The sequence below is a fragment of the Limnohabitans sp. 63ED37-2 genome (assembly GCF_001412535.1).
Classification (GTDB): Bacteria; Pseudomonadota; Gammaproteobacteria; order Burkholderiales; family Burkholderiaceae_C; genus Limnohabitans_A.
On sequence record NZ_CP011774.1, the window covers coordinates 824410 to 846172 of the forward strand.

At 61.3% G+C, this 21763-nt stretch carries 19 protein-coding genes; 9 read left to right on the forward strand and 10 right to left on the reverse strand.

Going from position 1 to position 21763, the window contains the following annotated elements; translation table 11 throughout:
- Positions 1-4 precede the first annotated feature (4 nt).
- The 3 genes from L63ED372_RS03940 to L63ED372_RS03950 all read right to left on the reverse strand — a co-directional run bounded on the left by L63ED372_RS03940 (position 5) and on the right by L63ED372_RS03950 (position 1608).
- Positions 5-184 carry a hypothetical protein gene (locus L63ED372_RS03940; protein ID WP_156343549.1) on the reverse strand — a complete coding sequence of 60 codons (180 nt, stop codon included), beginning with the start codon at positions 182-184 and terminating at the stop codon, positions 5-7.
- 40 nt (positions 185-224) lie between these two features.
- Positions 225-1112: a restriction endonuclease gene (locus L63ED372_RS03945; protein WP_062403601.1), complete on the reverse strand. Its 888-nt coding sequence runs from the start codon at positions 1110-1112 to the stop codon at positions 225-227.
- A gap of 190 nt (positions 1113-1302) precedes the next feature.
- Positions 1303-1608 (reverse strand): addiction module antidote protein, encoded by a 306-nt coding sequence (locus tag L63ED372_RS03950; protein ID WP_062403604.1) that lies wholly within the window; start codon positions 1606-1608, stop codon positions 1303-1305.
- Positions 1609-1782: 174 nt separating this feature from the next.
- Between L63ED372_RS03950 and L63ED372_RS03955 the strand changes: the two genes are divergently transcribed.
- A complete protein-coding gene (locus L63ED372_RS03955) occupies positions 1783-2733 on the forward strand; it encodes an IS30 family transposase (RefSeq protein ID WP_062402482.1) in 951 nt (316 codons plus the stop codon).
- 14 nt (positions 2734-2747) lie between these two features.
- Here the strand turns inward: L63ED372_RS03955 and L63ED372_RS16355 are convergent, their stop codons facing one another.
- The 4 genes from L63ED372_RS16355 to ppc all read right to left on the reverse strand — a co-directional run bounded on the left by L63ED372_RS16355 (position 2748) and on the right by ppc (position 9125).
- Positions 2748-2885, reverse strand: coding sequence for a hypothetical protein (locus L63ED372_RS16355; RefSeq protein WP_156343550.1), 138 nt, complete (start codon positions 2883-2885; stop codon positions 2748-2750).
- Positions 2886-2978: 93 nt separating this feature from the next.
- A complete protein-coding gene (locus L63ED372_RS03960) occupies positions 2979-4406 on the reverse strand; it encodes a DUF1501 domain-containing protein (protein WP_062403607.1) in 1428 nt (475 codons plus the stop codon).
- 7 nt (positions 4407-4413) lie between these two features.
- A complete protein-coding gene (locus L63ED372_RS03965) occupies positions 4414-6159 on the reverse strand; it encodes a DUF1800 domain-containing protein (protein ID WP_062403610.1) in 1746 nt (581 codons plus the stop codon).
- Between the two features lie 110 nt (positions 6160-6269).
- Positions 6270-9125: a phosphoenolpyruvate carboxylase gene (gene ppc / locus L63ED372_RS03970; RefSeq protein ID WP_082431578.1), complete on the reverse strand. Its 2856-nt coding sequence runs from the start codon at positions 9123-9125 to the stop codon at positions 6270-6272.
- 162 nt (positions 9126-9287) lie between these two features.
- On the opposite strand from ppc, the gene hemC reads away from it, so the two are divergent.
- The 4 genes from hemC to L63ED372_RS03990 are packed head-to-tail and all read left to right on the forward strand — an operon-like array spanning position 9288 to position 13409.
- Positions 9288-10205, forward strand: a complete 918-nt coding sequence (gene hemC / locus L63ED372_RS03975) for a hydroxymethylbilane synthase (protein ID WP_082431579.1) — start codon at positions 9288-9290, stop codon at positions 10203-10205.
- Between the two features lie 14 nt (positions 10206-10219).
- On the forward strand, positions 10220-11044 hold the full coding sequence (locus L63ED372_RS03980) for a uroporphyrinogen-III synthase (RefSeq protein ID WP_062403616.1): 825 nt from the start codon (positions 10220-10222) through the stop codon (positions 11042-11044).
- The gene (locus tag L63ED372_RS03985) at positions 11041-12108 is read left to right on the forward strand and encodes a uroporphyrinogen-III C-methyltransferase (RefSeq protein ID WP_062403620.1); all 1068 of its coding nucleotides are present in this window, start codon (positions 11041-11043) and stop codon (positions 12106-12108) included. Before L63ED372_RS03980 ends, L63ED372_RS03985 begins: the two co-directional genes overlap by 4 nt.
- A gap of 5 nt (positions 12109-12113) precedes the next feature.
- A complete protein-coding gene (locus L63ED372_RS03990) occupies positions 12114-13409 on the forward strand; it encodes a heme biosynthesis HemY N-terminal domain-containing protein (RefSeq protein ID WP_062403623.1) in 1296 nt (431 codons plus the stop codon).
- Positions 13410-13554: 145 nt separating this feature from the next.
- Here the strand turns inward: L63ED372_RS03990 and L63ED372_RS03995 are convergent, their stop codons facing one another.
- Positions 13555-16677, reverse strand: coding sequence for an Rne/Rng family ribonuclease (locus L63ED372_RS03995; RefSeq protein WP_062403626.1), 3123 nt, complete (start codon positions 16675-16677; stop codon positions 13555-13557).
- A gap of 592 nt (positions 16678-17269) precedes the next feature.
- On the opposite strand from L63ED372_RS03995, the gene L63ED372_RS04005 reads away from it, so the two are divergent.
- From L63ED372_RS04005 to L63ED372_RS04020, 4 genes are read left to right on the forward strand one after another with little or no spacing between them, the layout of a single operon-like run.
- Positions 17270-18286, forward strand: coding sequence for an RluA family pseudouridine synthase (locus L63ED372_RS04005; RefSeq protein WP_062403632.1), 1017 nt, complete (start codon positions 17270-17272; stop codon positions 18284-18286).
- Complete coding sequence (locus tag L63ED372_RS04010; protein ID WP_062403635.1) at positions 18258-18926, forward strand: HAD family hydrolase; 669 nt, start codon at positions 18258-18260, stop codon at positions 18924-18926. The genes L63ED372_RS04005 and L63ED372_RS04010 overlap by 29 nt, the downstream gene beginning before the upstream one ends.
- Before the next feature lie 14 nt (positions 18927-18940).
- On the forward strand, positions 18941-19306 hold the full coding sequence (locus L63ED372_RS04015) for a Rieske (2Fe-2S) protein (protein ID WP_062403638.1): 366 nt from the start codon (positions 18941-18943) through the stop codon (positions 19304-19306).
- Between the two features lie 2 nt (positions 19307-19308).
- A complete protein-coding gene (locus L63ED372_RS04020) occupies positions 19309-20331 on the forward strand; it encodes a S49 family peptidase (protein ID WP_062403641.1) in 1023 nt (340 codons plus the stop codon).
- Positions 20332-20340: 9 nt separating this feature from the next.
- Here L63ED372_RS04020 and L63ED372_RS04025 read toward each other — a convergent pair whose 3' ends face one another.
- Both L63ED372_RS04025 and L63ED372_RS04030 read right to left on the reverse strand, forming a co-directional pair.
- Positions 20341-21114, reverse strand: a complete 774-nt coding sequence (locus L63ED372_RS04025; protein ID WP_062403645.1) for an SAM-dependent methyltransferase — start codon at positions 21112-21114, stop codon at positions 20341-20343.
- Positions 21111-21716 (reverse strand): Maf family nucleotide pyrophosphatase, encoded by a 606-nt coding sequence (locus L63ED372_RS04030; protein WP_197275320.1) that lies wholly within the window; start codon positions 21714-21716, stop codon positions 21111-21113. Before L63ED372_RS04030 ends, L63ED372_RS04025 begins: the two co-directional genes overlap by 4 nt.
- Between the last annotated feature and the right edge of the window lie 47 nt (positions 21717-21763).

A 21763-nucleotide genomic window follows, 5' to 3' on the forward strand; every position in this document is an offset into this window, starting at 1 on the left:
TGCCTTAATAAAGATACAAATTCCGCTGCATCCCCACAAACGCCTGCCGCACCTGCACCGCATCCCTCAATTCGGCCATCGCGTCATTCAGTGCGTTGTAGCGCAGCTTGAGCAGTGGGGTGAGTTTGTCGGTGTTGAGTTGGTCTACGCCTTGGGTCACGTATTGGTCCAGCATAAAGGCCATAAAGGCTTGTTGCTTTTGTTCAAAGGAACCCACAGTGCATTCACTTCGCATTGGAGAGCCCCACAAACCATTCCGGATTCACCACCACTCTTGGTACCAGTTCCGTAGTCACACCCAGCGACAGTTCTTTCAGCTTTTCAGCCAGCTCATCGCCATCCACCAAGTCAATCGGCGGAGCACCGTCGCGTGTAGCTTCTTTGATGGCACCTGTTGTGAAGGTGCCCGTGGTGATGAACAGCCCTTTGTCTGCCCGCCCGACCATGGCGCCCCGAAAGTCGCGGATTTCACTGGAGCCGACCGAGCCTTTGTAGCGTTTGCATTGGAAGAGCACATGAAAACTCATGAAGCCGTTGATGCGGGCGATGCCTTTGCCGTCAATGCCGCCGTCGCCCGTGCGGCCCGTGACTTCTACCGCTACAAAGCCCGATTCGCGCAGGATGCGTTGCACCAACCGCTCAAAGCCTTGTGGACTGAGTTGCTGGGTGAGCACTGCGTTGAGCTTGTCTTTCCAGCGGTCTTCTTCTGGCAGGTCTTTTCCAAAATCTAATTCAATGGATTCGGCTTTCTTGCTTCGCTTGGTTGGCTCTGGCCGATCCATGTTGCGAACGGCTTTGACGATCTCGGCGGTGTTGATCTTGTCAGCACTGTTGCCTTTGGCCGTCAGTGACCAGACGCCCCGGCTGGAGTTTTCCAGTAGTCCGTATTTGCGCAGATAGGTCCGTGCCCAAGCCAGTCGGTAGCCCACTTCGGTCATGTTGCTTTTGTCTGGGTCGTGCATCTGTGATGCGACGTCTTCAGAGATGCCTGCGACCTCAACGGTCTTGGCATAAATTTCCTCAATGCTGCCTGAGCCACCCAAGGCACGAAGCGCCGCGAGCAGGGGCTCGAACAGGGCGTCGAAGGTGGGCATTTCGTTTGATGCGCGCATGCTGTGCTTGTCTCTTTTTGAACGCGAAAAGTCTTCGCTTCACAGTCTATGAAAACGCGCCTGATGAATTTTTCAGATGTGTAAGTTGTTGTGGTGGTGTTGATAGAGTTAACGGTTTTATGCCAACTATTTTTTCATCGAGCATGAAAAAAGGCACCCGAAGGTGCCTTAGCGTTTGCTGTGTTGCGACTCAAGCCTGCATCGGCTGCGCCACCAGCTTCACCCCCAGCGCAGTGCAAACGCGGGCAATCGTGACAAAGCGCGGGTGCGATGTGGGGCGCAGGGCTTTGTAGAGCGCTTCGCGGGTCAAGCCCGAGGCGCGGGCCACTTCAGTCATGCCGCGTGCGCGGGCGATGGTACCCAGCGCTTGGGTCAGCTCAGCGGGATCGTTTTCTACCATTACCCACGTCAAATAGTTGGCCACATCCTCGTCGGTCTTGAGGTGTTCGGCCATGTCGAAGTCGGGCAGGTTGGCAGTATTGATTTTTCGGGTCATGCTTCATCACCCCGTACTGTGTTTGATCGTGAAAATAAGAATTGCAATCAGTTGTTCACGTTTTTATAAAGAGGCGGATTCAAGTACGAGGTGCAACAAAGATAAACCCGGTGATGGGTGGCTGAGGATGTCAAGGCATCATGGCCACTCAAACCGCCAAGTCCAAGTTGCCAGATGTACAAGCACCTCAGCCGAGAAGAACGATACCAAATTCACAGCCTCTTGAAAGCCAAACAGACCATCAGCGAGATCGCCCGTTCATTGGGCAGGAGCCGCAGCACCATCAGCCGCGAACTCAGCCGTGGCCGCGGTCAGCGTGGCTATCGCGCCGAACAAGCCTGCGCCAAGGCTTCTGAGCGGGCACAGCGAAGCCGTAATGCCCGCCGTTTAGATTCCAAAGTCTGGTCCGATGTGGATTTCTACCTTGGCATTCAATGGAGCCCCGAGCAGATTGCAGGCAAGGTGGCGGTCAGCCATGAGAGCGTCTATTTGTATGTCTATGCGAACAAGGCTGCCGGTGGTGATTTACACACGCACCTGCGTAGCCAAAAGCCTCGGCGCAAACGCCACCTGTGCGGGCGTGATAGACGTGGTCAGATCCCGAACCGCCGCCCGATCAGCGAGAGACCAAGCCACATTGAAGATCGCAAGCAAGTGGGCCACTGGGAAGGTGATACCGTTATTGGCGCGGCTCACAAACAAGCCATCGTGACACTGGTAGAACGCAAGAGTGGCTTTGCTGTGCTGGCCAAAGTGCCCAACAAGTCTGCTGATTTGGTGGGCCGGGCTATTGAAGGCATGCTCAAGCCCCTGAGCTCACGGGTGAAGACCTTGACGGTAGACAACGGCAAGGAGTTTGCCGATCACCAGGCCATCGATCAGGCCCTTGGCATCCAGACTTACTTTGCCGATCCGTATTGCAGCTGGCAGCGCGGCAGCAACGAGAACTTCAATGGTTTGCTGCGCCAATACATTCCCAAGAAGAGGCGCATGGAAACTGTCACCGATGAGGAGTTGACTATGATCGAAAACAGATTGAATCACCGGCCCAGAAAGCGGCTGGGATTCAAGACACCCCACGAGGTGTTTCACGCCTCGTTAAACCGTGTTGCAGTTCGTACTTGAATCCGCCAGATGTATCAAGGCTTGACAGTCAGCACTTGCGCGCCTTGGTCGTACTTGAGCAGGTATTCGCTGATGCGCTCAAAAGTGGCTGTGACTGGCTTTTTGGGGCGGTCTGAGATGGCCACTTCAGCGCTGATCACTGAGCTGAACATGAGTTTTAAAAGGTTCACTTCGACCGGTTGAGCGACAAAGAATTTTTGGGCGACTTGTTTGAGTCGTTTGATGGCTGTGCCGACACTGCAGCCTCATAGGCTGAAAAACCCCAAATCGCTTTGGTCATAGCGGCTGATGTTGGGGAACAGGGTCTTGATTTCGGTCGCACTCACACCCATCCATTTGGCCAAGGTGGCGGCCAGTTGGTCGACGCTGCTGGTTGGGATCAAGCGCCCCTGACCCACATCGTTCGGGCCGTTGTTGGCCAGCAAAGGCATCTTTCCCCAAAAGCGCTGACCACGAACGGCGCCGCCCATGATCAGGTGGTGTGACCCCCATCCGTGGTCGCTGCCATCGCCGTTGCTGGTCAGTGTGCGGCCAAAGTCGCTGGCGGTGAAGGTGGTCACCTGGTCGGCTAAGCCCAACTCGTTCATGGCGGACTGGAAGGCGCTCAGACCATTGGCCAATTGGCCAAGCAAGCCTGGGTGTTGGGTCAGTAAAAAATCGTGGTTGTCAAAGCCACCGATGCTGACAAAGAAAATTTGCCGCTGAGCACCCAGGGTGCTGCGTCCTGCAATCAGCCGGGCGACCATTTGCAACTGGCGTCCCAAGCTCTGTGTGGTGTCGAATGTGGCCGTGAAGGGCAAGGCGTTGGCATTGCCCAATGCGGCTTTGACAGTGGCCTGGGCGGTGATGGAGCGCGAGGCCACGCGGTTGAGTTCGGCCTCCATCCAGTGTGTGCGTGGTGCCGTGATCAAGTTGTTCAGGGCCTTGCTGCATGAGGCCGATCCAAACAGATTCGAGACCACCCCGTTGACGGGGACTGCGCCACTGTTGCTGATCTGGTATTGAACGGCTTGGTCGCCCATCAAAAACACCGCATTGCCACTGGCGTTGATGCAGGTGAAAGTGCTGGTAGCGTTGCTCGACAAAAACAGGTCGCCGATCGCGCCCCCCCAGCCTTTGGTGGACCCTTCTACGCCACTGCTTTGCCAAAAAGACTGCTGGTCGTTGTGGCTGAACAGTTTGGGGGGCAATGGCACGGACCGGGCCAGGTATTGCGCTTTGGTGGTGGGCTCCATGAGGGTGCCCACATTGAGCAACCAACCCAGTTTGCCCGTGTCAAACAAAGACTTGAGTGGCAACAGTTCTGCCGCCATGGCCAGTTGTGTGCCATTGACGCCGGGGCCTGTCAGCGGGACTCTGGGGGTCAAAGTGGTGGCCGCCAAGCTGGCCCGTGGTGCCACCAAGCCGCCGAGGTCGGTGGTGCCCCCACGCAAGCTGGCCAAAAAGGCATGGCCTGCTGCGTCAACGGGCAGCAAGGTGCGGCCGTTGTCGTTGCCACCGTTCAAAAAGACACACACCAGCGCCTTGTAGCCGCCACGGGCATCGGCTGCAGCCGCTTCACCGATGGCAGCAAGATTCAGGGCCCAAGGCGCAGCCATGCCCACCAGGCCCAGTTGTGTGGAGCGCCGCAGGAATTCACGGCGCTGAATTTCAGGCAGTCGATTGAGTTTCATGGCGGCCTTATTTTTGGATCAGGTATTCGGGCGCGGCCATCACCAACAAGATGGCGGCCCGCACGCGGTTGAGTTGACCTGCCGCATTGGATGCGGCGATGGTGGCCACGGCGGTGCTCAGCTCCGACAAAGTCACGGGGTGGATGGCGCCTGCCGCGAGTCGCAAATTCAGGTGCGCCAAGAGCGCGGGTGGGTCCGTCGCCAGGCTCAGCTCGGCCGCGTAATTGGCGATGACATCGCCACTGGAGAGGCCGTTGCTGATGACCGATTGCATGAAGTTGAGGTAACCCGCCACGGTGCTTTCGTTGAGCAGCTGAAACTCGGGAGCCGTGATTTGGTTGGCGGCCAACTCGTTGCCCGGTGGGACATAGCCCGGACGAAAAAAGTTGAACACCGATGGGCTGCGCCATGGGCTTTGACCCAGGCGGGAGGCCGGGTCGCTGGTGTCACCGATGGGCCAGCGGCCTGAGATGCTGGTGATTCCGAAGGTACGCCCCCATTGGACAAAACGCTGTACCGGCTCACGCAAGCGACCCGAGGCGTTGCCCGTGGGGCTGGCGCGTGCTTCAGGGTCGAGCAAAACCGCACGCAAAGTGGCTTTCAAATCACCCCGCACGCCGCTTCCGTTGTTGTTGAAGACCGCCGCCACTCGGCCCACGTAGGCGGGGCTGGGGTGGCTCATGGTGAAGCGCTGGATGAGTTGACGCCCCATAAAAGGCCCGACGTTGGGGTGGTTGGCCAAAGTGTCCAAGGCCAAGGACAAGGCTTCGGGTCCACCCCATGACCCTGGGATGGTGGTGCCCAAAACGGTCTTGTCGCCGCTTTGGAAGTTGGCGGCGTTGTGTTTCATGGGGCGCGTCACATGTGCGTAGTCCATGGCATCTGCGCGATCGCGTTCCCAGCCGGTGAACACGCGGGCCAGTTGGCTGATGTCCTGCGCCGAGTAGCTGTCCATGGGCTGGCCGTTGCTCAGGCGCGGCGTGCCGTCTGCGTTCAATTGCACCAAACCGATGCTGAACAGCTGCATGACCTCACGGGCATAGTTCTCATCGGGCACCCGACCGGTTCGTGTGTCTTCTTTGCGGTTGCCCAACATGTTCAGGTAGCTGCCCATGCCCACGCTGAGGGTGACCTCTTGCAAAAGCTGCCGGTAAGTGCCAAAGGCATGGCGCTCGAGCAGGTCTGCGTAATGGGCAATGCACAGGCCCCGCCATTCGATGGGCAAACCTTGCATAGAGACCACAAAAATCTCCGACAAGGCCAGTGTCATGCGTTGACGAACGGGGTCAGGACTGCTCATGAGCTTGAGCCAAATGGCGTTGTCAGCCCCCGTGAAGTTCGTCCGGTTGGCTTCTATGGCATAGCCGTTGGACACCATCCATTCGTATCGAGAGATGCCTTGCAACGGCATGGCCAATTGCGAATCCAGCCAATCGCTCAAGCCCAAGTTTCTGACCGCCGCCATCGATTCGGTGGATGCAGAAAACCCCGATTGGCACAAGAAGCGGGCAGCCTCTGTGTCGGTCAGCACGGCGTCAAAACCGATCCCGCCTCCACTGGAGCCACCGCCGCCACACGATGCCAACAGCAAGCCACCCGCTGCCAAGGGCATGCGCTTGAGGGCGTGTGACGCCAAGGGCAAAGAGGCGGCCGTGTCTGGAGACGTGGCCAGGGCCTCTGTTGGGGCTTCGTTGCCACCTTCCGCGCCAAGAGCGGGGAGGGCGTGTGGGTCAAGGGGATGGACGGAAATCATAGGCTTTCATGTGGGCATGAACGCCTGATTTTAGTTATTTTGTAATCAATATGGTGGGTTTTGTGAGCGATCGAAATTTCCTTGCAATGAGTGCTGGGGGCCGCTTGACATCAGCCCGTGTTGCGCAGCCCCGCCGCGATCCCGTTGATGCTGATGTGGATGCCGCGCTGCACACGCTCGTCGGCCAAGCCCGCCCGGTAGCGGCGGATGAGTTCGACCTGCAGGTGGTGCAGCGGGTCGATGTACGGAAAGCGGTGGCGGATCGAGCGGTCGAGCGCGGGGTTGCTGGCCAGGCGGTTTTTCTCGCCCGTGATTTGCGTGATCGCATCGGCCGTGCGGTGCCATTCGGCTTCGATGGCCGCGAAGATTTTTTTGCGCAAGCGGGCATCCTCCACCATCTCGGCGTAGCGCGAGGCCAGGGCCAGGTCGCTCTTGGCCAGCACCATGTCCATGTTGGACAGCAGGGTGCGGAAAAATGGCCACTGGCGGTACATCTTTTGCAGCAGGGCCAGGGCCGCTTTGCGCTCGGCGGCATCGGGCTTGTCCAAAAAGGCGGCCACGGCCGAGCCAAAGCCCAGCCAGCCGGGCAAGGTCAGGCGGCATTGGCCCCAGCTGAAGCCCCAGGGAATGGCCCGCAGGTCTTCGATCTTTTGCAAGGCCTTGCGCGAGGCCGGGCGCGAGCCGATGTTCAGCTGCGTCAGCTCCTTGAGCGGCGTGGACCCAAAAAAGTAGTCGGTGAAGCCAGGGGTCTCGTAGACCAACGAACGGTAGGCGGCCATGCTGGCCTCAGAAAGTTCGGCCGCGGCGTCCAGAAAGGCCCGTGTGGCGGGCTTGGTGGGTTGCAGCAAGGTGGCTTCGAGGGTGGCGGCGACCAGTGTTTCGAGGTTGCGGCGGCCAATTTCGGGGTTGGCGTATTTAGAGCCAATCACTTCGCCTTGTTCGGTCAGGCGAATTTGTCCGCGCACCGTGCCCGGGGGCTGCGCCAGGATGGCCTGGTAGCTGGGGCCACCGCCCCGGCCCACGGTGCCGCCTCGGCCGTGGAACATGCGCAAGGTGATGCCGTGGCTGCTTTTGAGTTTGTCGAACAATTCCACCAGAGCGATTTCGGCGCGGTACAGCTCCCAGTTGCTGGTGAAGATGCCACCGTCCTTGTTGCTGTCGGAATAACCCAGCATGATGTCTTGTTCGCCGCCTGAGCGGGCCACCAGCGCGGCCACGCCGGGCAGGGCATAGAAGTCGCGCATGATGGGCGCGGCATTGCGCAGGTCCTCAATCGTCTCGAACAGCGGCACCACAATCAGGTCGTTGTGCGCCTGTGCGTCCAGCGTGCCGCGCAGCAGGCCCACTTCTTTTTGCAGCAGCAGCACCTCCAGCAAGTCGCTCACGGTTTCGGTATGGCTGATGATGTAGTGCCGGATGGCCTGCCGACCGAAGCTTTGCAGCATGCGTTGCGCGGTGTCAAAAATGGCCAGCTCAGAGACCGTGTGGGCGCTGTAGTCGGCCCCAGGCACGCGCAGCGGACGTGCATCGTTCAAGAGGCCCAGCAGCAGCGCTTGTTTGGCATGTTCGTCGAGTTGGCGGTAGTTTTTTTCCACGCGTGCGGTGGTCAGCAGCTCGCCGACGACTTCTTCGTGTTGGTCCGAGCTTTGGCGCAGGTCCACCGTGGCCAGATGAAAGCCAAACACCTCGACTGCGCGGATCAGTGGGTGCAGACGTTGTGCGGCCAGGGCTTCGGCGTGGTGGCTGCGCAAAGATGTTTCGATGACCCGCAGATCGGCCAAAAACGCTTCGGGCGTGGCATAGGGGTTTTGCGGGGCCACGGCGTGGCGGGCGGCGTCACCGCCTGTGAGTTTTTTCAAGGTGGCGGCCAAGCGGGCGTACATGCCCGTGAGCGCCCGGCGGTAGGGCTCGTCTTGGCGGTGTTCATTGGTGTCGGGTGAGCGCTCGGCCAATGCCAGCATCTCGGGGCCAAAGGGCACCAGCATGGCCGACAGCGACAACTCGCTGCCCAAAAAGTGCACCTCGGTCAGGTAGTGGCGCAGCGCCACGTCGCTTTGGCGGGTCAGGGCGTGTTCCAGCGTTTGCGCGGTCACATTGGGGTTGCCGTCGCGGTCGCCACCAATCCACTGGCCCATGCGCAAAAAGCTGGCAATCGGCTGGCCGGGCAGGGCCTGTTCGATCTCGGCATAGAGTTTGGGAATCTCGCGCAAAAACGTGGCTTCGTAATAGCTCAGTGCGTTTTCGATCTCGTCGGCCACAGTGAGTTTGGTCAAGCGCAGCAAACGCGTTTGCCACAGCTGCATCACACGGGCACGGATTTGTTGTTCGTTGGCAGCCAGCTCTTTGGGGCTGAGCGCGTCTTTGGCGGCGTTCACAGCTGCAGCGCGGGCCTTGATGGCGTCGCGCTCGGTCAGCAGGTGGGCGATGTCGCGCTCGGCGTCCAAAATGCTTTGGCGTTGCACCTCGGTGGGGTGGGCGGTGAGCACGGGCGAGACGAAGCTGGTGGCCAGCATGTCGGAGATGCTGCGCGGCGTGATGCCCGCCCAGCGCAGGCGCTGCAGCGCCACGTCGATGCTGCCTTCTTGCGTGTGGCCTGCCCGCTCGTGGATGGCGCGGCGGCGGATGTGGTGGCGGTCTTCGGCCAAGTTGGCCAGGTGTGAAAAGTAGGTGAAGGCGCGGATCACACTCACGGCGCGGTCACCGGGCAGGCTTTTGAGCAGTTTTTTCAGGGCCTTGTCGGCTTCGTGGTCGGCATCGCGCCGGAAGGCCACAGAGAGTTTGCGGATTTGCTCGACCAGCTCATAGGCCTCGGGGCCTTCTTGCACCCGGATCACGTCGCCCAAAATGCGGCCCAGCAGGCGAATGTCTTCCACTAAGGGGCGTTCGCTGTCGCGTTTTTGGTTTTTGTCGAGGGCGCTGGCGCTGCTTTTGAGTGGGGGGGTGTTTTTGGGAAGGGCCTGTTTCATGGGGTGCTGCGCTCAAGGGTGAATGCGGTGAATCGGTAGGTGGTCGACAAAGTCCAACAAGGTGTCAATTTCCCTTGACATCATGCTAGCATCGCCCAGAGAGACAAAATTACCAATTGATTTCATTTTGATGGGATCAAAAAATTTTCTAGGAAATCCGTCGTGACAGAGACCCAGCAGCCCTCTATCGTCATCGCCACCCGTGAAAGCCGTTTGGCTTTGTGGCAGGCCGAACATGTCAAATCTTTGCTCGAGGGGCTTGGCTGCACGGTCAAGTTGCTGGGCATGACGACCCAAGGCGACCAAATCTTGGACCGAAGCCTGTCCAAAGTGGGTGGCAAGGGCCTGTTCGTCAAGGAACTGGAAGTCGCGCTGCAAGAGGGACACGCCGACATCGCGGTGCACTCCCTCAAAGATGTGCCGATGGACATGCCCGAGGGCTTTGAGCTCGCCTGTGTGATGGAGCGCGAAGACCCCCGCGACGCTTGGGTGTCGTCGCAATACGCCCGCCTGGAAGACTTGCCGCCAGGTGCGGTGGTGGGCACATCGAGCCTGCGCCGCACGGTGCTGCTGCGGGCGCTGCGTCCCGACTTGAAGATTGAGCCCCTGCGCGGCAACCTGGACACTCGCCTGCGCAAACTCGATGAAGGCCAGTACGCGGGCATTGTGCTGGCGGCAGCGGGCCTCAAGCGTCTGGAGATGAGCGAACGGATTCGCCACATTTTTGAAACCGATCAAATGTTGCCCGCCGCAGGGCAGGGCGCTTTGGGCATTGAAATTCGCAGCGACCGGGCCGATTTGCGTGCCTTGCTCGCGCAACTGGCCGATGCCCCCTCTTGGCGGCGCGTGGCGGCCGAGCGGGCGGTGAGCCGCGCCATGGGGGGCAGCTGCTCCATGCCTTTGGCCGCGCACGCGACCATCGAGGGCGGTGTGCTCAAGCTGCAAGCGGCCTGGGGCGACCCGGAAGGCGCGACCACCTTGGTCACGGCCGACGCACAAGCCAGCACCGATGGCTTGCAAGCCGCCGAGGCGCTGGGCCTGAGCGTGGCGCAAGCTTTGCGCGACGGCGGAGCGCATTGAGGTCTGGCGCTGACATGGCGCTGGCGTCTGACACGTCTGTTTCTGCTGCTCCTTGGCGGGTGATCGTGACCCGACCCGGGCGTGAGGCCCAGGCCTGGGCCGATGCTTTGTTGGCACGCGGTGTGCCTTGCGATGCCTTGCCCTTGATCGAGATTGCCGCTTTGCCAAACCCCAACGATCTGGAGCAGGCGTGGCGTGACCTTCCTCGGCATATGGCGCTGATGTTTGTCAGTGCCAATGCGGTGCGTTTTTTCATGGCGGCCCGGCCAACAAACCAGCCGATGCCCAGCTGCCGCGCTTGGTCGACCGGCCCCGGCACCCGTGCCGCTTTGCTGGCGGCTGGCTGGCCTGAGGCGCTGATCGACTCGCCGGGTGAAGACGCGCCCCAGTTCGATTCGGAAGCCCTGTGGGACTTGGTGGCGCACCGGGTGCAGGCGTCGGTCGCCTCAACGCCGACCAAGCCTTCTGTGTTGATCGTGCGTGGTGCCGATGCCCGGGGGCAACTCGCGGGGCGCGACTGGTTGGCGCACCAGCTCGAGAACGCGGGTCTGGAGGTCTTGCAAGCCGTTGCCTATGTGCGTCAGGCCCCCGTGTTGACCCCAGCGCAGCAAAGCCTGGCGCTGCAGGCTGTGGCCGACGGCAGTGCTTGGCTGTTCAGCAGTTCAGAGGCGGCGCAGCACCTTTTGTTGGCCTGCCCCGACCTGCCTTTGACGCAGGCGCGGGCGCTGGCCACGCACCCCCGCATTGCGCAGCGCCTGCAGGCGTCCGGCTGGGGGCGGGTCGATCTGGTGCCAGCGGGCGTGGATGCTCAGGCCCAGTCGATAAAATCGCTCACATGACCTCCCCAATTGACACTGCTGTCGACACCCAACCTAAGGCACTGCCTGTGACCGAGTCACCCAAGGCCCTGCCGTCTGCATGGCCCCCCCGTTGGCTTGTGGCCGTGTTGGGGGCGGTGGCTGTGATCGCCTTGGGGGTGTCGCTGCTGATGTGGCAAAAACTCTCACGCATCCAGGAACAACTGGCCCGCCAAAGTGCCGACACAGGTTTGCAGGCGCTGGAGGCCAAAACATGGGCCAAGCAGTCGCAGGAAATCGTACAAGACAGCGCAGCCCGCGTCGCGCTCATGGAAGCCCGCCTCTCGGAAGTGGCTTTGCAGCGCACCCAGTTGGAAGAGCTGATGCAAAGCCTGTCGCGTTCGCGCGATGAAACCTTGGTGGTGGACATCGAGTCGGCCTTGCGCATTGCGCAGCAGCAGGCCCAAATGACCGGCAGCACCGAGCCCTTGCTGGCGGCCTTGCAGTCGGCCCAAAAGCGGGTGCAGCGTGCCGCTCAGCCGCGTCTGACCCCGGTGGCCCGGGCCCTTGAAAAAGACTTGGAGCGACTCAAAAGTCTCCCGGCCTTTGACATCCCGGGCCTCATGAACAAACTCGATGAAGGTGTGGCCTTGGTGGAGGGCTTGGCGCTGGCCAACGGGGCACGGGCCTCGCAAAGCCAGATCCGCGAGCAGGCCGAGGCCTCTGGCGAGCAAACGCCACCCACCTGGTGGATGAATGGCCTCACGCGGATGTTGGATGAGGTCAAGGGTTTGGTGCGTGTCAGCCGCATCGACGCGCCCGAGGCGGCTTTGCTTTCACCTGAGCAGGCTTTCTTCTTGCGTGAGAACCTCAAACTCAAACTGCTCAATGCCCGTCTGGGCTTGTTGGCGCGGCAAAAAGAAGGCGTGCGCAATGACTTGGGTGCCGCAGCCGTGTTGGTGCGCCGTTACGCAGAGCCCCAGTCGCGGCGCACCACCCAGTTGCTGCAGCTGCTGGAGCAAACCAGTGAGCAGGTGCGCACGGCCGAGTTGCCGCGCATTGAAGCCTCGCTGACGGCTTTGAACACCGCAGCGGCAGGAAGGTAATCCCTATGCGCGCTGCTTTGTGGCTCATGACTTTGTTTGCCTTGGCAGCGGCCGGGGCCTGGCTGGCGGGTAACAACCAGGGCGCGGTGACCCTGTTTTTGTTTCCGCACCGGATTGACCTGTCGCTCAACTTGGCCGTTTTGGCCGTTTTTTCGGTGGTCCTGCTGGTGATCCTGGCGCAGCGGGCACTGGCGGCATTTTTGGCCTTGCCCAAAAGGGCGCAGCGCTGGCGTCTGCAGCAAAAAGAGCGGGCCAGCCATGCGGCTTTGCTCGATTCGATGGGTCATTTGATGGCGGGGCGTTATCTGCGTGCCCGCAAGGCAGCCGAGCAGACCTTGGCCAAAGAAGCCCTGTTGCAGAGCTCGGGTGTGACCCTGGACCATGCGCTGTCATTGCGCACCTTGGCCCACATCATGGCGGCTGAGGCCAGCCACGCTTTACAAGACAAAGTGCGAAGGCAGCACCACCTGGACCAGGCCTTGGTGCAGGTACAAGCCAGTCCCGGGTCTGAGCGCCAGAGCTTGCTGGAGGGGACCCAGTTACGTGCTGCCCGTTGGTCGCTTGACGACCGCGATGCCAAGGCCAGCCTGGAGCGACTGCGTGCTTTGCCCCCCGCCGTGGGGCGGCGCATGGCGGCCATGCGGCTGCAGCTCAAGGCCGCCCGTTTGGCCGGGCAGCCTGCCCAGGCCCTGGAAACGGCCAGTTTGTTGGCCAAGCATCGCGCGTTTTCTGCGCAGGCTGCCGAAAGCCTGGTGACCCGTTTGATTTTGGAGTTGCTGGGTCAGACCCACGACATGGACAGCTTGCAGCGTGTCTGGAAGCGCCTGTCGTCCAGCCAGCGCTTGCTGCCCGACGTGGCGGCTGAGGCGGCTTTGCGTTGCTTGCAGCTTGGCGGCCCTGCCGCCACGGCCCGTCTGTGGCTGCAAGACCTGTGGATACCGATGCAAGCCAATCCCGTCATTTGGTCAGACGCGCAATTGCTGCGGGTGGTGCAGGCCTTTGATGCTTGTTTGCCGGGGGCGGAGGCAGACGATGCCTTTGCTTGGCTCACCCGCCTGGAAAGCGCCCACCAGTCGCAGCCCAGGGCTGCGCATCTGCTATACCTGGCCGGTCAGCTGTGCATGCGCCAGCGCCTTTGGGGCAAGGCCCAAAGCCTTTTGGGGCTGGCCGTCAAAAACCTGCAAGTGCCTTCTTTGCAGCGCAAAGCCTGGATGGCTTTGGCCGAATTGGCCGAGCAGCGCCAGGACCCGGTACAAGCGGCTGCGGCTTGGAAGCAGGCCGCCAAGGTCTCATCAGACTGAAATCACTGCTTGTTTCGCCAAGCATGCGGCTTGAACTGACAGGCCGCAAGCCAGAATGCGTTGATTTCTGAGGGGTCCAAGCGCGCATGAAAAAACCGGGCCTGAGCCCGGTTTTTTCATGGCGATTTCGCGCGCTTGGCGAAGATCAGAACGGCACTTGGAGTGTGTTCAAGTCTTTGCGTGTTTCCACCAAAACCAAGGGGCCTTCGTTCACAACCACCGCGGGTGGGCGCTCGCGAGGCACACGCACGGCTGGGGGCTCGGCCGCGATGGCGGCTTGCACCGCAGCGACTTTGGCGCTGTCGGAGTTGACCCACACCAAACCGGAGTTTTGTGCGACTTGCTGCAGGCTGTCGATGGGCAAGGTGTAGCTGGCCACCACAGGCAAGGCTGTGCTGGCTGCCGGAGCGCTTGTAGGGGCGGTCTGTGCCGTGCTGGCTGCGGCCGCAGGAGCAGGCGAAGCTGCTGGTGCAGGTACTGGAGCAGGTGCTGGAGCAGGTGCTGGAGCAGGTGCTGGCGCTGGCGCAGCGGCCACAGGGGCCACAGGGGCAACAGGGGCAACAGGGGCAACAGGCGCCTGTTGGCTCACGGGTGTTGTCACTGCATCCGCGGCGGGCGCCGCTGGCTGTGCATTCACCGGTGCCGTTTCCTGGTTGGCCTGGGGGGCTGCTGCTTGCTGTGCACGCTCGAAATAAGAGCGTGGGGCAGGGCGGTCTTCCGCCTGGGCTTCAGCGTTCTGGCGAGCTGGCTCGGCGGTGTCATCGCCTGAGGCTTGATCAGCTGCTGCGTCCGGGCGTGTATCACCCGCGCGTTCGCGGCGGTCACGGCCGTAGCGGTCACGTGAGCGGCGTTCGCGGCGTTCACCGTTTTCAGCTGCGCCTGTGCCCTCTGTTGTGGCGTTGGCGTCTGCTGTTTGCTCGCTGCCCAAAGCCGCTTCAGAAGCGCTGGCTTCGTTGACTTCGCCCGGGCGGCGCTCAGAGCGCTCGCCTCGTTCACGGCGGCCTTCGCCACCGCGCTCGCCACGTTCGCGGCGGCCTTCACGGGCCTCGCGAGGGGCACGCTCTGGGCGCACTTCTTTGCCTTCGGCATTCAATTCCGTTGGGGCATCGGTGCGGCCTTCGCTCAGGCTGTCGGTGCGCTGGCCTTCGGCCAGGTTCTCACCACGCACGGATGAACGGCCATCACGGCGGCCTTCACGGGCAGGGCGATCACCGCTTGCACGCTCGCTGCGCTCACCGCGTTCACCACGCTCCGTGCGCTCACCGCGTTCGGCACGCTCACCGCGTGGGGGACGTGCTTCGCCTTCACGGCCTTCGATGCGGCCTTCACCACGGCGTCCACCTTCGCGTGGCGCGCGGACTTCGCCAGCCGCGCCTTCGCTGCGCTCGCCTCGGCGGCCATCGCGGCCTCCACGGCGGCCATCACGGCCTGATTCACGGCCACCATCGCGACCACCTTCACGGCGGCCTTCGCGGGCTTTCTCTTCTGGCTTGGCCGCTGGTGCAGCCACGGGCTCGGCTGCTGTGCCGCCGAACAGGTTTTTCAACCAGCCAAAGAAACCGCCAGAAGCTGCCGCTGCAGGCGCAGCCACCGGGGCTGCGGCTGCGGCTTTGGCCACGGGCTTGGCTGCCACAGGCGCTTCAGGCTTGGCCGGTGCTGCTGGCGCAGGTGCGTCGGGCAGCACGCCCTTGATGACCGGCGTTTGCTTGTTGGTGGGCTCTTGCGAGCGGCGTGTCACGGTGGTCGCGTCTTCGATTTCTTCGGCCATCTTGTAGCTGGCTTCGATGCGGTCCAGGCGCGGGTCGTCGTGCTTCAAGCGCTCGAGTTTGTAGTGCGGCGTCTCCAGCGATTTGTTGGGTACCAGCAGCACGTTGATCCGCTGCTGCAACTCGATCTTGGCGATCTCGGAGCGCTTTTCGTTGAGCAGGAAAGACGCGACTTCGACGGGCACTTGGGCGTGCACGGCGGCGCTGTTGTCCTTCATGGACTCTTCTTGGATGATGCGCAGGATTTGCAGTGCCGAGCTTTCGGTGTCGCGGATGTGGCCTGCACCGCCGCAACGAGGGCAAGGGATGGATGCGCCTTCGCTCAGGGCGGGCTTGAGGCGCTGGCGACTCATTTCCAGCAAGCCAAACTTGCTGATCGAGCCAAACTGCACGCGGGCGCGGTCCTGGCGCAGCGCGTCACGCAAGCGGTTTTCCACTTCGCGGCGGTTCTTGGCCTCTTCCATGTCGATGAAGTCGATCACGATCAGGCCGCCCAGGTCGCGCAAGCGCATCTGGCGGGCCACTTCGTCAGCGGCTTCGAGGTTGGTGCGGGTCGCGGTTTCTTCGATGTCGCCGCCCTTGATGGCGCGGGCCGAGTTCACGTCCACCGACACCAAAGCTTCGGTGTGGTCGATCACGATGGCGCCACCCGAAGGCAGCTGCACCGTGCGGGCATAGGCCGACTCGATCTGGTGCTCGATCTGGAAGCGGCTGAACAGCGGCGCGTCGTCGCGGTAACGCTTCACGCGGGGTGCGAACTCGGGCATCACGTGGCTCATGAACTGCTGAGCCTGGTCGTAAATGTCGTCGGTGTCGATCAGGATGTCGCCGATGTCGTTGTTGAAGTAGTCTCGAATCGCGCGGATGACCAGCGACGATTCTTGGTAAATCAGGAAAGCGCCTTTGCCCTGGGTGGCGCCGTCAATCGCGGTCCACAGCTTGAGCAGGTAGTTCAGGTCCCACTGCAGCTCGGGCGCGGAGCGGCCAATGCCTGCGGTGCGGGCAATGATGGACATGCCTTTGGGGTATTCCAACTGGTCCATCGCTTCTTTGAGCTCGGCCCGGTCGTCGCCCTCGATGCGGCGGCTGACGCCACCGCCACGGGGGTTGTTGGGCATCAGTACCACGTAGCGGCCAGCCAAGCTGACGAAGGTGGTCAGGGCCGCGCCCTTGTTGCCGCGCTCTTCTTTTTCGACCTGCACCAAGAGGGACTGGCCCTCTTTGATGACGTCCTGAATGCGGGCCTGGCTGACAGAGACGCCTTCGGCAAAGTATTGGCGGGAGATTTCCTTGAAGGGTAAAAAGCCGTGGCGGTCTTCGCCGTAGTCCACAAAGCAGGCTTCGAGCGAGGGCTCGACGCGGGTCACGACGGCTTTGTAGATGTTGCCCTTGCGTTGTTCGCGGCCTTCGATTTCGATTTCGTAGTCGAGGAGTTTTTGTCCGTCGACGATGGCCAGGCGGCGCTCTTCAGCTTGCGTGGCGTTGATCAGCATCCGTTTCATGATGCGTTCCTTTTCTGTTCAGCTTGGCTTCGGCGCAGAAAGTGACTGCGCTCAAAACCTGTTTACACAACCGGCTTTGCGTTCTTGAGAACCGCAAAGCCCACGTTGCCGGAGCTGACGCCTGAAACGAAGGGAATTGCCGAAGTTGACCGACCATTCAGCTGCGCGTGAGCACAGGAATGGGGATCATGGCGCGTGGATGGGGCGAGTCAAAAGGTGTGTAAAACATTGTCCACTGCCGGGGGCTTCCCCCGGTGTCCAAGACAAACAGTCGGGCACAAGGCGTGACGGCAGAGCACGGCTTCGTGAGCCACTCCAACCACATCAGCAAAGTTCCGAACAACACAACCATCTCGCTTTGATCCGTTCAACAGCCGCAAAGGCTGCTGAATTTGGGGTATTCCGTATCTGGGTTTTCAGGGCGTCGGCCCAACCTCCGGGGGGTTTTGCCACTGTCGGCAGGGGCCTTCAGTCTGCAAAATCGTGCCGAGGGTGGCATCGACCATCTGGTTTGGCGCGGTGGTGGTGGACTAAACTCCATCTCTGCAGGAATTCATTTCCATTTGAATCAACCACTTACAGCCAATTGCCAGTGAATCACATTATAGGGTCCAAGTCCGCCGTTGCGACACCCGCCGTCAAATGGTTGTTGGTGGACGAAGAGTCGGCTGGGCAGCGATTGGACAACTTTTTGATGCGTCACTTGAAGGGCGTTCCCAAAACGCACGTCTACCGCATCATCCGCAGCGGCGAGGTGCGCATCAACAAGGGCCGGGCTTCTGCCGAAACCCGGGTGGAAAACGGCGACGAGGTGCGTCTGCCGCCCGTGCGCATTTCCGACAAAGTGGCCGAAAAAGCCGCTCAACCCGCGCCGAGCCGCGAATTCCCCCTTTTGTTGGAAGACGACAGCCTGATGGCCATCGACAAACCGTCCGGGGTGGCGGTGCATGGCGGCTCTGGTGTGAGCTTTGGCGTGATCGAGCAACTGCGCCAGTCACGCCCCCAAGCCAAACTGCTGGAATTGGTCCACCGACTGGACCGCGACACCAGCGGGATTTTGTTGGTGGCCAAAAAACGCAGTGCACTCAAGCACCTGCAAGACCAGTTTCGCGAGCGCGAGACCGGCAAAACCTATTTGGCCTTGGTCAAAGGGGACTGGCCCGCCAAGCTCAAGGTGATCGACCAGCCACTGCACAAATTTTTGCTCCCGGGCAAAGATGGCCAAGAAGGCGAGCGGCGCGTGCGCGTGACCACGCCCGAAGACCCGGATGGCATGCGTTCCATCACGCTGGTCAAGGTGGCGCAGCGGCTGCCGGGTGCCTCTTTGTTAGAGGTCACCATCAAAACCGGGCGCACCCACCAAATCCGTGTGCATTTGTCGGCCCAAGGGCACCCGATTGCAGGGGACGACAAATATGGTGACTTTGACTGGAACCGCCAGTTGCTCAAACCCAGCTCGGGCCCTGGCCTCAAGCGCATGTTTTTGCACGCCTGGCGTTTGCAGTTCAACCACCCGGTGTCCGCCGAGCGCGTGGCCCTTCAAGCCGATTTGCCCCCTGAATTGAAAGCGTATGTCGACCATGCCCAACTCAAGACCTCGCCAATTTGACCTGATCGCTTTCGATTGGGATGGCACCTTGTTTGATTCCACCGCCCTGATCACCCGATGCATTCAGCGCGCCGTGGTGGATGTGGGTGGGCAAGAACCCACCCGCGAAGCCGCCTCTTATGTGATTGGCATGTCGCTTTTGCCTGCGCTGGCCCATGCCGCGCCCGATGTGCCCAAGGACAAATACCCGGCGCTGGGAGAGCGCTACCGCCACCACTACCTGCAGCACCAAAACGACATCACTTTGTTCGAGGGGGTGCTGGAGTTGCTGGACGACCTCAAAGCCCGGCACCACTGGTTGACGGTGGCCACGGGCAAAAGCCGACAGGGCCTGAACGAAGCGTTGCATGCGGTGGAGCTGCGTGGCGTGTTCGATGGTTCGCGCACGGCCGATGAAACGGCTGGCAAGCCCAACCCCCGCATGCTGCACGAGTTGATGCGCGAATTTGGTTCAGAACCCGAGCGCACCTTGATGATTGGCGACACCACCCATGACCTGCAAATGGCCTTGAACGCGGGCTGTGCCAGCGTGGGCGTGAGTTACGGGGCCCACGAGCCCGAGGCTTTTCATGTGCTCCAGCCGCGCCATGTGGCGCACAGCGTGCGTGATTTGCACGACTGGTTGTTGCAACACGCTTGAAACGAGGAGCACTCATGGCGCCCATGGTCCCTTTGTGCAACAGCGCCGACTTGGTCAATGGGGGTCGGGCTGTGCCTTTTGACATCGTTTACGCCGGGCAGACTTGCCGGGCTTTTGCCATCCGCTACCAAGGTCAGGTGCACGCTTACCTGAACCGCTGCACCCATGTGGCCATGGAAATGGATTACCAACCCGACCGGTTTTTTGATAACACAGGGCGGTGGTTGATGTGCGCCACACACGGCGCCACTTACCAGCCCGACACCGGGGCTTGCTCGGGCGGTCCCTGCCGTGGAGGGCTGGTCAAAATAGACCTGTCAGAGCAGGGCGGCGTGGTTCACTGGCATACTGCTTACAACTTGAAACCCCTTGAATTTTGAACATGCAAGACCCCCAGGACAGCACGTCCGCTCACGCCTCTGCCCCAGCTTCTCCAGGCACGGCACCGGCCCCAGCCCCGGTGACCAACCCCGTGGATGAAAACTGGGCTCGCAAAACCCTGGTGGACTTGGCCTATGCCAACCTCCAGGAGCAACAATCCCAACGCCGTTGGAAGTTGGGCATGCGTCTGGCCTGGTTGCTCTTTTTGGGCTTTGTAGTGTGGCAACTCTTCAGCCTCAATTCGCCAGCCACGCACACCAGTTTTCCGCACACGGCGCTCGTCACTGTTCAGGGTGAAATCGGCCCGGATACAGAAGCCAGTGCTGAGAATGTCATGACGTCCATGCGCACGGCCCTCGAAGACCCAGGCTCCAAAGCCTTGGTCTTGCTCATCAATTCGCCGGGCGGCAGCCCTGTTCAGGCGGGTCTGATCAACGATGAAATCACGCGTTTGCGTGCCCTCCACAACAAACCCATTTATGCGGTGGTCGAGGAGTCTTGTGCTTCGGCGGCTTATTACATTGCCGCTGCTGCCGACCAGATTTATGTCGACAAGGCCAGCTTGGTGGGCAGCATTGGTGTCTTGATGGATGGTTTTGGCTTCACCGGACTCATGGACAAGCTGGGTGTGGAGCGTCGTTTGATGACGGCTGGCGAGAACAAGGGTTTTCTGGACCCCTTTAGCCCCCAAACCGAGCCACAGCGCCAACATGCCCAAGCCATGCTCAACCAGATCCACACCCAGTTCATCGATGTGGTCAAGAAAGGTCGGGGCGATCGTCTGAAAGAAAGCCCTGAGCTTTTCAGTGGCTTGTTTTGGAGTGGCCAGCAGGCGGTTGACCTGGGCTTGGCCGACAGCCTGGGCAGCATCGATGGTGTGGCCCGCGACGTGGTCAAGGCCCCGGATGTGATTGATTACACCCAGCGCGAGAACGTGGCCGAGCGCCTGGTCAAGCGCTTTGGTGTGGCCGTGGGCGAGGGCAGTGTCCGCGCCATGCGCATGGCGGGTGCCGGCTTGCGCTGAAGCCCAGCCTCAAGGCCCGATGGCGTAAACCGCCGGGGTCTGCGAATCAGGGCCTGTGAGGCCCTTTTTCCATTGCGCCACCGTGTGGCTCTGGATGTTGGCCGAGGGCAGCGTCAAACCACTGGCAATGGCCAAGCGCGTGTTGGCATTCAGGCTTTGCAGCAAGCCGCCGAGCATGGCCGCGTTGCGGTAAGGCGTTTCGATCCACAACTGGGTTTGTCCGGTTTTGAGGGCCAAGGACTCCAGTTGTTTCAAGCGGGCGGCCCGCTCCCCCGCGTCTTGCGGCAAATACCCCACAAAAGCGAAGTTCTGACCATTGAGCCCGCTGGCGGCCAAGGCCAAGAGCAAAGACACCGGGCCCACCAAAGGCACCACGCCAATGCCCAGATCGTGTGCGGCCCGCACCACCGAGCTGCCCGGGTCGGCCACCGCGGGCATGCCCGCTTCGCTCACCAAACCCACATCGTGCCCTTGCAAAGCAGCCGCCAACAGTGGTTTGCCATCAAAACCTGACTGGTGGTCGCCTTTTTTGTGCACATGGCGGGGCAATTCGGTGATGCTTTGTTCGGCCAGCGGGACGATCAGTGGATGTGTTTGGCCCACACGTTTGAGGAAGGCGCGGGTGCTCTTGGCGTTCTCGCACACCCAATGCTGAATCCCGGCGGCGGTGGCCAAGGTGGTGCTGGGCAGCACTTCGGTGATCGGGGCTTGCTCGGTGCAGCCAAAGTCGAGTGGCGTGGGCACCAAAAACAGGCGGCCTGGTGGGGTCTTGGGGGTGTTCACAGCAGCTTCACCCCGGCTTGGCGCAACATGCGCGCGGTGCGGATCAGTGGCAGTCCGATCAGGGCGGTGGGGTCGTCGTTGTCAATGGACTCGAGCAGGGCAATGCCCAAGCCCTCGCTTTTGGCGCTGCCCGCGCAGTCGTAGGGTTGTTCTGCCTGCAAATAGGCCTCTATTTCGTCGTCGCTCAGGTCACGAAACACCACACGAACCTCGGCCAAGTCCACTTGTTCATAGCCGCTGGCCAGGCAAACCACGGCCAACGCGGTCTGAAAAACCAAGGTCTGGCCGCGCATTTGGCGCAGCTGCTGCACGGCTCGCGCGTGCTCCCCGGGCTTGCCCAGGGGTTGGCCAGCCAAATCGGCCACTTGGTCAGAGCCAATCACCACCGCATCGGGGTGCAAGGCGGCCACGGCCCGGGCTTTGGCCAGGGCCAAGCGTCTGGCCAGCGCCTGTGGGGCTTCTCCCGGCAAAGGGGTTTCGTCCACACCGGGTGCGCTCACGGTGAAAGGGATGCGCAGGCGCTCGAGCAGTTCGCGCCGATAACGAGAAGTCGAGCCCAGCACCACCGAGCGGCTGGTGGGGGCAGAAGGAGTGAAAGTCATGGTCAAAGCGCAAGCCCAGGAGGAATTCGTAGGGGTGATTCTCTTAC

Coding starts and splice junctions, on each gene's coding strand:
- L63ED372_RS16355 (WP_156343550.1), bottom strand. CDS start 2,885: ATGTTCAGCTCAGTGATCAGCGCTGAAGTGGCCATCTCAGACCGCCCC.
- L63ED372_RS04015 (WP_062403638.1), top strand. CDS start 18,941: ATGGCGCCCATGGTCCCTTTGTGCAACAGCGCCGACTTGGTCAATGGG.
- L63ED372_RS04030 (WP_197275320.1), bottom strand. CDS start 21,716: ATGACTTTCACTCCTTCTGCCCCCACCAGCCGCTCGGTGGTGCTGGGC.
- L63ED372_RS03985 (WP_062403620.1), top strand. CDS start 11,041: ATGACCTCCCCAATTGACACTGCTGTCGACACCCAACCTAAGGCACTG.
- L63ED372_RS03945 (WP_062403601.1), bottom strand. CDS start 1,112: ATGCGCGCATCAAACGAAATGCCCACCTTCGACGCCCTGTTCGAGCCC.
- L63ED372_RS04010 (WP_062403635.1), top strand. CDS start 18,258: ATGCCCAACTCAAGACCTCGCCAATTTGACCTGATCGCTTTCGATTGG.
- L63ED372_RS03995 (WP_062403626.1), bottom strand. CDS start 16,677: ATGAAACGGATGCTGATCAACGCCACGCAAGCTGAAGAGCGCCGCCTG.
- L63ED372_RS03955 (WP_062402482.1), top strand. CDS start 1,783: ATGTACAAGCACCTCAGCCGAGAAGAACGATACCAAATTCACAGCCTC.
- L63ED372_RS03940 (WP_156343549.1), bottom strand. CDS start 184: ATGGCCTTTATGCTGGACCAATACGTGACCCAAGGCGTAGACCAACTC.
- L63ED372_RS03965 (WP_062403610.1), bottom strand. CDS start 6,159: ATGATTTCCGTCCATCCCCTTGACCCACACGCCCTCCCCGCTCTTGGC.
- ppc (WP_082431578.1), bottom strand. CDS start 9,125: ATGAAACAGGCCCTTCCCAAAAACACCCCCCCACTCAAAAGCAGCGCC.
- L63ED372_RS03960 (WP_062403607.1), bottom strand. CDS start 4,406: ATGAAACTCAATCGACTGCCTGAAATTCAGCGCCGTGAATTCCTGCGG.
- L63ED372_RS04020 (WP_062403641.1), top strand. CDS start 19,309: ATGCAAGACCCCCAGGACAGCACGTCCGCTCACGCCTCTGCCCCAGCT.
- L63ED372_RS03990 (WP_062403623.1), top strand. CDS start 12,114: ATGCGCGCTGCTTTGTGGCTCATGACTTTGTTTGCCTTGGCAGCGGCC.
- L63ED372_RS03950 (WP_062403604.1), bottom strand. CDS start 1,608: ATGACCCGAAAAATCAATACTGCCAACCTGCCCGACTTCGACATGGCC.
- L63ED372_RS03980 (WP_062403616.1), top strand. CDS start 10,220: ATGGCGCTGGCGTCTGACACGTCTGTTTCTGCTGCTCCTTGGCGGGTG.